The following is a 12,387-nucleotide window of genomic DNA, read 5'->3' on the forward strand; positions in this document are numbered from 1 at the left end:
CAGCCGTGAAACGAACCAGCGCCGATGGTAGTGTGGCATCTGCCCATGCGAGAGTAGGTCATCGTCAGGCTCCTAAATCCGAAACCCCAGCACGGTAACGTGTTGGGGTTTTTTATTGGCCATACAAAAGTGACCTGCGGCGCCGGCCTGAGGGCGGCCACTACCGGCCCCCTTACCAGGCCCCGCCAGGATCTCGCACCTGCCGAACCAAAAACCGCCCCAGCTAACAACGAATCTCGAAAGCACTCAACATCCGCCAGTCATCCCTCATCCCGCTCCCGAAAACCATTGTCAGACAATCCCCTGAAATTTCCATTCTATGACGCCGCGCACAGTGGCTCCTTCTAATTCCCACTACCATTGCTCAAGAACTAGTCAAAAAATAATAAGACGATTCAGAGACACTCATGCTTATCACACGATTTTTCCGGCGCCTGACAATAACAAGACGCCGAGGGATGAGATGTCAGTATGTACAAGCAGATCTGGGCCGTGCCGCTCCTTTTAATGAGTGCGGTTACGGTACATGCGGAGTTGAAGCCGATTAGCGATGAAGCCATGTCCGAGGTCACCGGTCAGGCCTTTATCTCTGTTGACCGGCAACAAAACCCGTCAGTCGACAACGACACGTCCTATACGCGAGTCAATCTTGGTATGGATATCGAAATCCAGACCAATGCCGATACGTTCGAGCTGGGGCGATACGAACGAGCAGGAGAAGTAGAAGGATCGTCAGACGTCCTGATCAATAATTTCTCTTTGGGCTACATCTACGATTCTTCCTATTACGATCGTAACCCGGACGCAGCCAGGCAACTAAAGGCCGACGGCAGTGCCTATCAGGATGGGGAGATTGTTCCCTTCAAGATTTCCAATCCTTATCTCGAATTTGCGTATGACGAATCCGCTGAGGAAATTGTCGGTTTCCGGTTTGGGTTCGGTAAGTCCGAGGGCATTCTGTCCGGCGTCATCCAGCAACTGACCGGGAATATCGACGTCGATATTGTGGATCACGGCGAAGGCCTGAAAAACGCCGATTCGAGCGGTAACCTGTTCGATCAGATGGTCAAATACCTTACGCCGGTGCTCGCGGGTAATAGTCCCCTGAAAACGAAAGCGAAGCTGGTTCAGGGCGACCCGGACCGTGATAACTACGGGGAGTTGGATCCTATTCGCGGAGAGTACATCGGGGTGCCGAATGGCGAAAAGTTTGTGCTCGAGGATGTGAACTACCTGGTGGCGGGTATGATCGATATCATTTCGCCGACTTTGAGTTCGGAACTCTATACCGAGAACTGTTCGCTGTTCGGAGGATGTGACGTTGTGGTCGTTGCCCAGCAGTGTGATGTGCTCGGTATCCAGGCCTGCTTCGATCTGGGAATCTATAACAGCATGCCTGTGGGTGAGATCAATGAGGTTAACGGCAAGCGCACGATTACCGGTCCGTCTGATGGGGCTTTCATTTCGTTCCAGACCAAGGATCTCGAATACCTCGCCGATGTCGCCAAGTCAGATCCGACACCGGAAGATTTTATCAAGGCAACGGCAGGAGCCTTCTTCAATATTCCAAATGGCGCCGTCACTGTAAACCTTGATGAGGCCCTGCACGGTATCGAGGGGCAGCGCCGGGAATACATCGACCGGGGCGTCGGGTTGTTCTGATCCAATCCTCCATGGAGAGCATCGCTTGAACCGTAACTGGCTGACGATATCGCTCAACTTTCTGATGGCCGCCACCCTGCCGGGGTGGGGGCATGCGGAAATGAAGAGTCTGTCCGAAGGCGAACTTTCGGAAGTGAATGGCGCGGGGATTGGTCTCGTGCTGGAGGACTTCAAGTTTGCCCACGGCACGGATGTAGAGAATGGGCAAATTTTCCGTATCGGCGGTATCAAGAATTCCCAGGGCGAGGATGTGGAGATCGTCGTCAACAAGCTTTATATCTCCGGCGCTGGCAGCAACTACGGCGAGACCCTGACGCCGGTCAATCTGGGACGTCTGGTCAATCCTTATTCCATCGATGTGGTCGACGGCAACGATATCGGCGTGCAGGACAAGGCCGTTCTACAATTCGCCGCGCCGCATATGGTGGACGCCTCCCAGGGTTATGACTGCATGAGCGCATCGGCAACGGCCGGGTCAGGGACTTGTGCCAGCCGCCCGGCGAGCGCGGACCTGCCGCAGGGCGAGCGCCCGGACATTGGCCTTCAGCTCAACCTCACCGTGGGCGACCAGGACACCGCCAATATCAATATTCACGCGCAAAGTGCGGTCATCGACGGCAGCTACATCCGCCTGTGGGGTGACAACGAGCGCAAGCAAATGGTGGGGCAGTTCAAGCTCAACTTCTACACACCGGAACTGTCGATCAACGCCTGCGATCAGGAGACGGCGGTGTGTGGCTCCCGCATCGTGATGCAGAACTTCGCCCTGGAGCTGGCGTTGGGCAATTCCCTTCAGCCCGTGTATTTCGACGTGGATGGCACCGGCAATTTCGTGCTGGAAGTGGCGGCTATCCAGCAGCCCGGTGCTGGCACCATTGGCGACGACGGTCTGCGGGACAGCAGTGATGCCGCGACCTGGGATTTCTACGAGGACTACTATACGAACCCGGATTACCGGAGCAACCTCACCATCGGCAACCTGTCGGTGGGGGACCGTGACTTCGGGTCTGGCCGCATCGAGGGGATGCTGATCCAGCACCTCAAGATTGAGACCAAGGACCTGGCCCAATGAGTAAGTATCGAATGAACCGTCAGTCGCGTATGGCCTCCTTGGCCCTGATGGGAGTGCTGATCAGTCTGGTTTCTCCGGCGCGTGCGGACCTGAATCGGCTCGATGACAGCACGTTGTCCGATATCTCCGGGCAGGGCGGGATCTACCTGTCTGGCGACATCAGCATTAATGAAGACGGTGGCCCGATCCAGAATACCTATTTTGGAAGCTGCTCAGACGCGAGTAAGCGTTGCGGCGCTCGACTGGCCTATCAGTTGAAAGAGGGCGGCGGCTGGATGGTCCTGGATGACATCCGTGGCAAGTTTTCATTCGAAGGCCTGACGCTGCGGGTGCGCAAGATCGACTCCGGCTTTGGCGGTGATGGCGCGCTGTTCAATCGGGATGTGTTGGAAATCGGTCTGCCCAATATCGTTCGCTATGATTCCGTGACCTTCAAGCTGGCGACCAGCAGTACGGCGCGCCCAACAGACCCGGGCTTTCAGCAGACCGACATCTTTTCAGTTGAGATGCAGGGGGACGTGGTCCTGGAAGGAAACCTGCTCGTCTTCCCCACTGGTAATCCGTGATGAGGGCCGTTATGACATCGTCCTCCAGCTTCTTGGCCAAAGGGCCGCTACTCGCCCTGCTGGTGCCGTTGAGCCCCTTGGTCCAGGCTGATCTGCAAAGCCTGGATGATTCCGACATGGCCGGAATCAGTGGGCAGTCAGGGATCACCATGGAGCTGGATCTGGCAGCCACCGCAAACAGCATTTCCTATTTCGATGACGGTAGCGGTATCCACCTGGACGGTTTCCGTATCGGTGCGGCCTCCGACCCCAATGCCCGGGCGCATCAGATCTACAAGATCGATATCCTTGCCGACGCCAGCCTGAACCTGGACTTTCTGGTCCAGGACCGTCGCATCGAATTCACGGATGTCCATCTGGACGACAACCCTTCCGCCAGTATGGGAGGCGTCTTCTTTGATCATGATCTTGATGGCAATCTGAGGTTATCACCGGGCGGTGCCCTCAGTAGCGCAGGCTATACCTATGATGTGAACTACCAGATGACCAACGGTCGCCTGGGTTATCGGACCAACGGCAATGAAGTGTTTCTCGACGGCATCAGCATGGACGTGAGCGCGCCGGGCATGACGCTGGATGTCGATGGATCAACGCTGGTGCTTGCTTCACCCTCGGTGACCGGTTCATACCGCGTCGATGCCATCCGCTACAGTAATAATCCTCTCAATCATGGTGTCAGCCGCGACGTCACCAGTGGTGAGCTCCTGCCCAGCTATGGTTCCCTCAGTGGCGACTTTGATCTGTCCAGCGAGACCCGTATAACGGCCGGCGGCCGATTTGGTGATGAAGGGATCCGGATTGACGGCAGCACGACTATCAACAGTGCCAACTTTATCTACAGTGACGATGGCAATTCGATCGCACTGTTGGGCATGACCGGCGCCAGCACCATTAATAACTTGCGCCTCGATGTCGCCCCGGATTGGCAGGGACGGCAATCCCTCGCGCTGACCGTCGACAGCATCAGCGGCAATCTGGATATCCAGCAGGTTCAGTTGGGTGGTAACGGTAAGAACCTGGGGCAGATCAACCTGGATTACCTGTTCGCAGACCAGACTATTAACGGCCAGGCTTACACCAACGCGGTGTATCTGCAGGGTGGAGGCAATGCCGATGCCGGCAACCAGGGGCTGAGACTGGCGGCGCAATGGAGTCTGGCCAACGCCAACGTGGCGTACACCGAAGATGGCAACCGCGTGGTTTTCAGTGGGCTCCAGTCCTGGGGGCAGGGTGACCTCACCGTCGACGTAACCCGCAACGAGGTGCGGAACGGAACCCAGTTCTACGATGGTCTGCGGATTGGTTTTGAAGGCGTCAAGGGCGGTTATCGGATCAACGGCCTGCGGGTTGGCGACGACGATGCGCCGCTGCAGGGGGGGACTGAACTGCTGCTCGCCCTGGGCGTGTTCCCGTCCTACGATTTCGAGATTGATGGCCAGATCACGCTGGGCGCCGGCGGGGCTTCGGGTGAAGGGCTGACCATTAACTCGGACATCCAGATCACCAACGGTCGTGCCGCGCTGGTCGCGGCCCCCTATGACGAAGGCAGCGGCGAAGTGTCTCAGAAGGGATTGTGGGCCACCGAACTGAACTACGACAGCCATGTGCGTGACATGACAGTGGATGTCACTGATGACGGTTTGGCCATCATCAAGGGCGAAGCCTGGGGCACCATGGACATCGGCAATCTGCGGGTTGGGGATAAGACCGACGGTGGCAGCTTTGGGCGCTTTGTGGTCCAGAATTACGAGAAAGGCAGCAGCATGACCATCAGCCCGGGCGGTGCTGGTAATGTCTGTGTGGGTGGCTCCGGAGCCGATGCCAGCAGCTGCGCGGCGTCGGGAGGGATGTGGGAGATGCGCGGTGATGAAGGCGTCACCGTCGGCCTGAAGCAGGTTTTCGCCCGCGCCGTGAGCGACACCAAGCGCAACGCGTTTATCTGGGAGACCCACCGTCATCAGGGTGCCGATGGTCCTGAAAATGGAACCGGGACCCAACTGGTGCTCAATGATATCTACACCAGCGACGGCGAAGACCTGGATGGTGACGGTGTTGAAGATAACACCTTTGGCATTCAAACGGACCTGTCCGTGGATATCTATCGCACCAAGGTGGTTAAAAAGGGCGATGGTGCCGATGCGAATGGCGTGGTCGGCAATCGGGGTGACGAGAAAATCATGGATGATTCAACGGCAGCTGGCTATCGCTATGTTGCTTCGCCAACGGAGACGGAAAAGGCAGATCGACCGCTCGGTTTTGCGGTACAGGCCCATTCCCGCTTCAAGGAGCTCTCCGTCAACAATATCGACCTTGTACATCCCACCGGCGGTGCGGCAACCGCCATTTACGGTGTCAAACTGCAGAATATGGACATCAAGGCCAACCTCACCGCAACGCCCATCCAGTAAACTGGCGGGTGACGTTCGGTCGCCCGTTTTGTCTTTTCCGCCCAGCTGTTGTTTAATCCGGGCCATACCCAGTCTCCCGGCACGCGAGTTGTACTCCCATGAGAAAAGAGAAAGCACTGTTGTCGATCCTCTCTGACGGGGAGTGGCATTCAGGCGAGGATCTGGCCCAGACCCTGGGAGTCAGTCGGACGGCCGTCTGGAAGCAGCTCAATCGACTGATGGACGACGGTGTCTCCGTTGAGCGGCTGCGTGGCAAGGGATACCGATTGACCGACTCCATCGACCTGCTGGACGGTGACGTGATTGCCAGCCGTTTGGCGACAACCGTCCGGGACGCCCTTCATCTCGACGTGTTTGATACGATCGATTCCACCAATGCTTACCTGATGCAGGGGCGGGAGCGGCCTGATAAAACGGTTCGTGCCTGTGTGGCCGACCGCCAGGAGCAGGGGCGGGGGCGCCGCGGCCGGGCCTGGTCGAGTCCGCCGGGAGAGAATGTCTATTTGAGCCTGGCGTTGCGGCTGCAGGGTGGCTTTGCCGCGCTGGAAGGCTTGAGTCTGGTGGTCGGGGTTGCGGTCGTGCGAGCGCTGGACAAGTTAGGGCTGGGCCGGGCTCGCCTGAAGTGGCCGAATGACGTCCTGGTCGATGCCCGCAAACTGGCCGGTATCCTGATTGAGCTCCAGGGTGAGCTGGAAGGCGCTGCCCGGGTCATTATCGGTATTGGGATCAACGTCCATATGAGCGACAGCGAGCGGGTGGTGGATCAGCCCTGGATTTCCCTGGATCGTGCTGAACCCCGGGTGGCCTGGGTTCGCAACGAGGTGATTGCCGAGGTGATTAACGAAACCCTTTCCGTGCTTGATGTATTCGAACGGAACGGCTTTGATGCGTTACGGGATCAGTGGCAGTCGCTGGATGCGCTTTATGGGCAGGCGCTGCGGACAGAGCCGGATGGCGATGAAGGTATCGGCGCAGGTATCGATCACACCGGCGCCTATCGACTGGATACCGGCGACGGCGAGAAGACACTGCGCGCCGGCGAAATCAGTATACGGCGCCAGGTATGACTCATCTGTTGATCGATGCCGGTAACACTCGACTCAAATGGCGAGCCACGCAGTCCGGCAGCGCTGCTGTCGAGGGCGTCGGCACGCTCGGGGATCGGGATCTCTTCACGGGGATCGGTCCCGGCGCGGTCGAGCGGGTTTCGGTATCGACCGTCATCTCGGAAAGTGCCCGCCAGACGCTTCAACAAGAGTTGCTGGCGCGATTTGGTGTGGCTCCGGATTTCTATTGGACTCATGCGGAGCAGTGCGGGGTGCGATGTGCCTATGAGCGCCCGCAGACCATGGGTGCTGATCGCTGGCATGCGTTGATCGGTGCCTGGGCGCACTCGCGCAAGCCCTTGCTGGTCGTCGACGCGGGTAGTGCGCTGACGCTTGATCTGCTCGATGCCCATGGGTATCACCTCGGGGGCTATATTCTCCCGGGTCACCGGCTAATGCGGGAATCCCTCGAAGACAAAACCGCAAGGGTGTTTTTCGGCCAGTCTCTCTCCCTCGACACCGCCCCGGGGCAGAGTACGGATGCCTGCGTTCGCAACGGCTTAAGCTGGCTCTGGTCGTCAGTCATCGACCGGATTGAGGCTATGCGGGGCCCCTATCGCTACGAAGACACCTTCGTCACGGGAGGCGACGGTGAGGATTTGATCCGGTTGGGGCTGAAGGGCCAGTGGCGGCCGTCCCTCGTGCTGGATGGGCTCGAGATCGTGGCCGATTCCGAGGCCTCCGTATGAAGTGGGCGGTAACGTTGTTGGTCGTGCTCAATATAATGCTGGGTATTGCGGCCATCAATTGGTCGCCGCCGGGCAAGCAGGCGCCGGCGGGTGGCGAGGGGCGACTTCCGCGGGTGGCAGACCTCAAGTTAAATGCTGCCCCGAAACCCCGCGAGTCTGAGCCTGCCTCTTCGTCGTCCCCGGAACGCCCCCTGGCCAACGAGTATAATGAACAGGCGCCGCCGCGCGGTTCCCAGAAGCGGATCTGTGGCCGGATGACGGGATTCCAGTCGCGGGCGGCGGCTGAGCATCTCCTGCGATCCATCGGCGTCACGTTGCAAACGGTCGCTATCGAGAAAGTCGAAGACGAGCGTCCTCCTTATCACTGGGTCCTGATTCCGCCTTTCCCCTCACGCGAAGGCGCCCTGAAGCGGCTTGAAGAATTGCAGCGTGCAGGTGTCGACAGCTTCCTGGTGACGGAAGGGGCCTACCGCAACGCCATCTCCCTCGGCCTGTTTGAGTCGCAAAAGCTTGCCGAGGACCTAAATGCTCGTTTCCAATCAAGAAATATTGAAACCGTACTGGTCAACACCGACCGGAATCAGATAAGCTACGCCCTCGTTTTTGCGGTCGCCTCAAAGGCTGATTTCGATCGGTTTTTGAACGACGCGAAGCGGGTGCCCGGTGATTTGCCGTCGGTTGAAAAAGCTGCCTGTGAAGGTGTTGCATCACCCGATAAAAATCCGTAGTATACCGGCCTCGCTGATGAGGCGAATGTGGGCTGGCGTAGCTCAGTTGGTAGAGCAGCTGACTTGTAATCAGCAGGTCGGGGGTTCGATTCCGTCCGCCAGCTCCACTTTTAAGTTTTCAATCTGTGCGGGCAAGCACAGATCTGGAGGGGTTCCCGAGTGGCCAAAGGGATCAGACTGTAAATCTGACGCGAAAGCTTCGCAGGTTCGAATCCTGCCCCCTCCACCACTTAATTGCTCGCGGGCATCGTATAGTGGCTATTACCTCAGCCTTCCAAGCTGATGACGCGGGTTCGATTCCCGCTGCCCGCTCCAGATTTGGCAAGTTAAGTTGTGTGCTCATGTAGCTCAGTCGGTAGAGCACATCCTTGGTAAGGATGAGGTCACCGGTTCAATTCCGGTCATGAGCTCCATTATTTGTCCGGTCAACGTTGCTAGCGAAGAGTTGATTAGGGAGATTGGTCGAATGTCTAAAGAAAAATTTGAGCGTAATAAACCGCACGTGAACGTGGGCACGATTGGCCACGTTGACCATGGTAAAACCACGCTGACAGCCGCCCTGACTCGTGTGTGTCACGAGGTTTGGGGTACGGGTACTGCAAGTGCTTTCGACCAGATCGATAACGCACCGGAAGAGAAGGCGCGTGGTATCACCATCGCGACGTCTCACGTTGAGTACGATTCCCCGACGCGTCACTACGCGCACGTTGACTGCCCGGGCCACGCCGACTACGTGAAGAACATGATCACGGGTGCGGCACAGATGGACGGCGCGATCCTGGTTTGCTCCGCAGCTGACGGCCCGATGCCGCAGACGCGTGAGCACATCCTGCTGTCCCGTCAGGTCGGCGTTCCGTTCATCGTTGTGTTCCTGAACAAAGCGGACATGGTCGATGACGAAGAGCTGCTGGAACTGGTTGAGATGGAAGTGCGTGACCTGCTGAGCCAGTACGACTTCCCGGGCGACGACACGCCGATCATCACCGGTTCTGCGCTGATGGCGCTGGAAGGCAAGGATGACAACGAAATGGGTACAACCGCTGTCAAGAAGCTGGTTGAAGCCCTGGACGAGTACATCCCTGAGCCGGAGCGTGCGATCGATCAGCCGTTCCTGATGCCGATCGAGGACGTCTTCTCCATCTCCGGTCGTGGTACCGTTGTGACCGGTCGTGTTGAGCGTGGCATCATCAAGGTGGGTGACGAAGTGGAAATCGTGGGTATCCGCGACACCACCAAGACCACCTGTACCGGTGTTGAGATGTTCCGTAAGCTGCTGGACGAAGGTCGCGCGGGTGAGAACGTGGGTGTTCTGCTGCGTGGTACCAAGCGTGACGACGTTGAGCGTGGTCAGGTCCTGGCGGTGCCGGGTTCCATTACCCCGCACACCAAGTTCGAGTCCGAAGTTTACGTGCTGAGCAAAGAAGAAGGTGGTCGTCATACGCCGTTCTTCAAGGGCTACCGTCCGCAGTTCTACTTCCGTACCACCGACGTAACGGGTGCGTGTGAGCTGCCGGAAGGTGTCGAGATGGTTATGCCGGGTGACAACGTCAAGCTGGTTGCCACTCTGATTGCCCCGATCGCCATGGAAGAAGGTCTGCGCTTCGCGATTCGCGAAGGTGGCCGTACCGTTGGCGCGGGTGTTGTAGCCAAGATTATTGAATAAGCACCAGGCAAGTTTCGGTGCAGGCCAGTAGCTCAATTGGCAGAGCAGCGGTCTCCAAAACCGCAGGTTGGGGGTTCGATTCCCTCCTGGCCTGCCATTTTCAATCCTTGGGATACAAAAGCTGATTCCTATGGAGTCTAAAGCACAGCAAGCAACTAGCCGCTTCGATGTACTGAAGTGGCTGGTTGTTTTTGTCTTAATTGCCGCCGGTGTTGTTGGCAACCTGTATTTTGGAGCGGAGTCGCTCCTGTATCGCGTTCTGGGGCTTGTGGCCTTGGCGCTGGTTGCTGCCTTCGTTGCGCTGCAGACTGAGCGTGGTCGTCGCTTTGCGATGCTTCTGAAAGAAGCGCGCGTCGAGATCCGTAAGGTCGTATGGCCGACACGCCCCGAGCTGGTGCAGACCACGTTTATCGTGGTGGCGTTTGTTCTGGTGGTCGCGCTCCTTTTGTGGATTATGGACTCGTTGATCAGTTGGCTGGTCTCCGGGGTAATTGGGTAACAGGAGAGAGGCAATGGCTAAGCGCTGGTACGTCGTGCACGCTTACTCAGGCTTTGAGAAGCACGTAATGCGCACTCTCCTTGAGCGTGTTGCCCTGAATGGCCTGGAAGAGAAATTTGGTGAGATCCTGGTTCCGACCGAGGAAGTGGTCGAAATGCGGGATGGCAAGAAACGCAAGAGTGAGCGTAAGTTTTACCCGGGCTACGTACTTGTCCAGATGGAAATGGATGATGAGACGTGGCATATGGTGAAAAATACGCCTCGCGTTCTCGGCTTTATCGGTGGTACCAAGGATAAGCCCGCGCCAATTACCGAAAAAGAGGCCGAGGCGATCTTGCGGCGCGTCGAGAGTGGCGTCGATAAGCCCAAGCCGAAGACGCTGTTTGAGCCGGGCGAGATTGTGCGCGTCATTGAAGGGCCGTTTGCCGACTTCAATGGTGTTGTTGAAGAGGTTGACTACGACAAGAGTCGTGTTAAAGTCGCCGTCCTTATTTTTGGTCGCTCGACGCCGGTCGAATTGGAGTTTGGTCAGGTCGAAAAAGACTAACTCGCAGAATTTAGCGGAAAGCTCGCGCACAACAGTGACGCGGGCTTTTTGTGTCTGAGAAAGGGGAGCCGAAAGGCGTTTGGACCCATTAGGAGTAAATCATGGCAAAGAAGATTGAAGCGTATATCAAGCTTCAGGTTGCTGCCGGTCAGGCCAACCCGAGTCCCCCCGTCGGCCCCGCGCTGGGTCAGCACGGTGTCAATATCATGGAGTTCTGTAAGGCGTTCAACGCACAGACCCAAGGTATCGAGCCGGGCCTGCCGACGCCGGTTGTTATCACTGTATACAGTGATCGCAGCTTTACCTTTATCACCAAGACTCCGCCGGCTTCTGTTCTGCTGAAGAAGGCTGCTGGTCTGAAGAGTGGCTCCGCTCGTCCGAACACCGACAAAGTCGGTACCGTGACCCGTGAGCAGCTCGAGGAAATTGCAAAGACCAAGGAGCCGGATCTGACGGCTGCCGACATGGACGCTGCGGTCCGCACCATTGCGGGTACTGCGCGTAGCATGGGTCTGAACGTGGAGGGCCTGTGATATGGCGAAGCTGAGCAAACGTCAAAAGCTGATTCGTGAAAAGGTCGAGTCCACGCGCGCTTATTCTGTGGATGACGCTGTATCCCTGCTGGTTGAGCTGGGCGGTTCCGTCAAGTTCAAGGAATCGATCGACGTGTCCATCAACCTGGGCGTTGATGCACGTAAATCCGACCAGGTGGTTCGTAGCTCGACGGTTCTGCCGCACGGCACCGGCAAGTCGGTTCGTGTCGCTGTGTTCACCCAGGGCGCCAATGCCGAGAAGGCAACCGCGGCGGGTGCCGACATCGTGGGCATGGACGATCTGGCGGAAGAAGTCAAAAAAGGCAACATGGATTTCGACGTTGTCATCGCAACGCCGGACGCCATGCGCGTCGTTGGTCAGCTGGGTCAGATCCTGGGGCCGCGCGGCCTGATGCCGAACCCGAAAGTAGGCACCGTAACGCCTGACGTTGAGACTGCGGTCAAAAACGCCAAGGCCGGTCAGGTGCGCTACCGTACTGACAAGAACGGCATTATCCACGCTCCGCTGGGTAATGTTGAGTTCTCTGCTGCATCCATCAAGGAAAACCTTGAGGCGCTGTTGGCAGATCTGAAAAAGGCCAAGCCTTCATCGGCGAAGGGCGTGTACCTGAAGAAGGTCACACTGTCCTCCACCATGGGGCCGGGCCTGACTATCGATCAGAGCGCTCTGAATATCTGATCGGTAGACACTTTGTAGTCTAGGCGGAAGCCAAGGCTGTCAAAGACCGCAGGCCCCCGACCGCCGCGAGGTGGAAAGGGTTAAAGCAACGCCTGCGCAGACGGTGTGAAGACGTTCTCTGAACCCAAACACCGTATGGCGCCCTGAATGGCACCGGATTGAGAAGGTCTTTCTTCAACGTTCGGTGTCTCTAGGGGCTGAGATGGGTTTGCTG

Annotated in this window: 12 protein-coding genes and 5 tRNA genes; all 17 read left to right on the forward strand. The window is 57.5% G+C overall.

Features of this window, described 5'->3' with window-relative positions:
• The first annotated feature begins 471 nt into the window (after positions 1 to 471).
• The gene (locus JL474_RS20380) at positions 472 to 1,662 is read left to right on the forward strand and encodes a DUF6160 family protein (RefSeq protein ID WP_203143787.1); all 1,191 of its coding nucleotides are present in this window, start codon (positions 472 to 474) and stop codon (positions 1,660 to 1,662) included.
• A 25-nt stretch (positions 1,663 to 1,687) separates the two neighbouring features.
• Positions 1,688 to 2,734 carry a hypothetical protein gene (locus JL474_RS20385; protein ID WP_236012416.1) on the forward strand — a complete coding sequence of 349 codons (1,047 nt, stop codon included), beginning with the start codon at positions 1,688 to 1,690 and terminating at the stop codon, positions 2,732 to 2,734.
• The gene (locus JL474_RS20390; protein ID WP_236012417.1) at positions 2,731 to 3,300 is read left to right on the forward strand and encodes a hypothetical protein; all 570 of its coding nucleotides are present in this window, start codon (positions 2,731 to 2,733) and stop codon (positions 3,298 to 3,300) included. The genes JL474_RS20385 and JL474_RS20390 overlap by 4 nt, the downstream gene beginning before the upstream one ends.
• A gap of 11 nt (positions 3,301 to 3,311) precedes the next feature.
• Complete coding sequence (locus JL474_RS20395; protein WP_203143789.1) at positions 3,312 to 5,708, forward strand: DUF6160 family protein; 2,397 nt, start codon at positions 3,312 to 3,314, stop codon at positions 5,706 to 5,708.
• A 98-nt stretch (positions 5,709 to 5,806) separates the two neighbouring features.
• Positions 5,807 to 6,775 carry a biotin--[acetyl-CoA-carboxylase] ligase gene (locus tag JL474_RS20400; RefSeq protein WP_203143791.1) on the forward strand — a complete coding sequence of 323 codons (969 nt, stop codon included), beginning with the start codon at positions 5,807 to 5,809 and terminating at the stop codon, positions 6,773 to 6,775.
• Positions 6,772 to 7,503 carry a type III pantothenate kinase gene (locus tag JL474_RS20405; protein WP_203143793.1) on the forward strand — a complete coding sequence of 244 codons (732 nt, stop codon included), beginning with the start codon at positions 6,772 to 6,774 and terminating at the stop codon, positions 7,501 to 7,503. Before JL474_RS20400 ends, JL474_RS20405 begins: the two co-directional genes overlap by 4 nt.
• Entirely contained in the window at positions 7,500 to 8,231 is a 732-nt protein-coding gene (locus tag JL474_RS20410) for an SPOR domain-containing protein (protein ID WP_203143795.1), read from the forward strand. The genes JL474_RS20405 and JL474_RS20410 overlap by 4 nt, the downstream gene beginning before the upstream one ends.
• A 31-nt stretch (positions 8,232 to 8,262) precedes the next feature.
• A tRNA-Thr gene (locus JL474_RS20415) sits at positions 8,263 to 8,338 on the forward strand.
• Positions 8,339 to 8,376: 38 nt separating this feature from the next.
• A tRNA-Tyr gene (locus JL474_RS20420) sits at positions 8,377 to 8,460 on the forward strand.
• Positions 8,461 to 8,471: 11 nt separating this feature from the next.
• Positions 8,472 to 8,546: transfer RNA gene (locus tag JL474_RS20425), tRNA-Gly, on the forward strand.
• A gap of 22 nt (positions 8,547 to 8,568) precedes the next feature.
• Positions 8,569 to 8,644: transfer RNA gene (locus JL474_RS20430), tRNA-Thr, on the forward strand.
• A 53-nt stretch (positions 8,645 to 8,697) separates the two neighbouring features.
• The gene (gene tuf / locus JL474_RS20435; protein WP_123634088.1) at positions 8,698 to 9,894 is read left to right on the forward strand and encodes an elongation factor Tu; all 1,197 of its coding nucleotides are present in this window, start codon (positions 8,698 to 8,700) and stop codon (positions 9,892 to 9,894) included.
• A gap of 21 nt (positions 9,895 to 9,915) precedes the next feature.
• Positions 9,916 to 9,991: transfer RNA gene (locus tag JL474_RS20440), tRNA-Trp, on the forward strand.
• A gap of 33 nt (positions 9,992 to 10,024) precedes the next feature.
• Complete coding sequence (gene secE / locus JL474_RS20445) at positions 10,025 to 10,393, forward strand: preprotein translocase subunit SecE (protein WP_203143797.1); 369 nt, start codon at positions 10,025 to 10,027, stop codon at positions 10,391 to 10,393.
• Positions 10,394 to 10,406: 13 nt separating this feature from the next.
• The gene (nusG, locus tag JL474_RS20450; RefSeq protein ID WP_123634090.1) at positions 10,407 to 10,940 is read left to right on the forward strand and encodes a transcription termination/antitermination protein NusG; all 534 of its coding nucleotides are present in this window, start codon (positions 10,407 to 10,409) and stop codon (positions 10,938 to 10,940) included.
• Positions 10,941 to 11,041: 101 nt separating this feature from the next.
• Positions 11,042 to 11,473 carry a 50S ribosomal protein L11 gene (gene rplK, locus JL474_RS20455; RefSeq protein ID WP_123634091.1) on the forward strand — a complete coding sequence of 144 codons (432 nt, stop codon included), beginning with the start codon at positions 11,042 to 11,044 and terminating at the stop codon, positions 11,471 to 11,473.
• 1 nt (position 11,474) lies between these two features.
• Complete coding sequence (gene rplA, locus JL474_RS20460) at positions 11,475 to 12,173, forward strand: 50S ribosomal protein L1 (protein WP_123634092.1); 699 nt, start codon at positions 11,475 to 11,477, stop codon at positions 12,171 to 12,173.
• The last annotated feature ends 214 nt before the right edge of the window (positions 12,174 to 12,387 follow it).

Origin of the sequence: Marinobacter mangrovi, assembly GCF_016798325.1 — a bacterium.
Taxonomy (GTDB): Bacteria; Pseudomonadota; Gammaproteobacteria; order Pseudomonadales; family Oleiphilaceae; genus Marinobacter_A; species Marinobacter_A mangrovi.

Excerpts from the sequence above, each read along its gene's own strand:
- JL474_RS20410 (WP_203143795.1), top strand. The coding sequence starts at position 7,500 with ATGAAGTGGGCGGTAACGTTGTTGGTCGTGCTCAATATAATGCTGGGT.
- rplA (WP_123634092.1), top strand. The coding sequence starts at position 11,475 with ATGGCGAAGCTGAGCAAACGTCAAAAGCTGATTCGTGAAAAGGTCGAG.
- nusG (WP_123634090.1), top strand. The coding sequence starts at position 10,407 with ATGGCTAAGCGCTGGTACGTCGTGCACGCTTACTCAGGCTTTGAGAAG.
- JL474_RS20380 (WP_203143787.1), top strand. The coding sequence starts at position 472 with ATGTACAAGCAGATCTGGGCCGTGCCGCTCCTTTTAATGAGTGCGGTT.
- tuf (WP_123634088.1), top strand. The coding sequence starts at position 8,698 with ATGTCTAAAGAAAAATTTGAGCGTAATAAACCGCACGTGAACGTGGGC.
- JL474_RS20395 (WP_203143789.1), top strand. The coding sequence starts at position 3,312 with ATGACATCGTCCTCCAGCTTCTTGGCCAAAGGGCCGCTACTCGCCCTG.
- JL474_RS20405 (WP_203143793.1), top strand. The coding sequence starts at position 6,772 with ATGACTCATCTGTTGATCGATGCCGGTAACACTCGACTCAAATGGCGA.
- secE (WP_203143797.1), top strand. The coding sequence starts at position 10,025 with ATGGAGTCTAAAGCACAGCAAGCAACTAGCCGCTTCGATGTACTGAAG.
- JL474_RS20390 (WP_236012417.1), top strand. The coding sequence starts at position 2,731 with ATGAGTAAGTATCGAATGAACCGTCAGTCGCGTATGGCCTCCTTGGCC.
- JL474_RS20400 (WP_203143791.1), top strand. The coding sequence starts at position 5,807 with ATGAGAAAAGAGAAAGCACTGTTGTCGATCCTCTCTGACGGGGAGTGG.
- rplK (WP_123634091.1), top strand. The coding sequence starts at position 11,042 with ATGGCAAAGAAGATTGAAGCGTATATCAAGCTTCAGGTTGCTGCCGGT.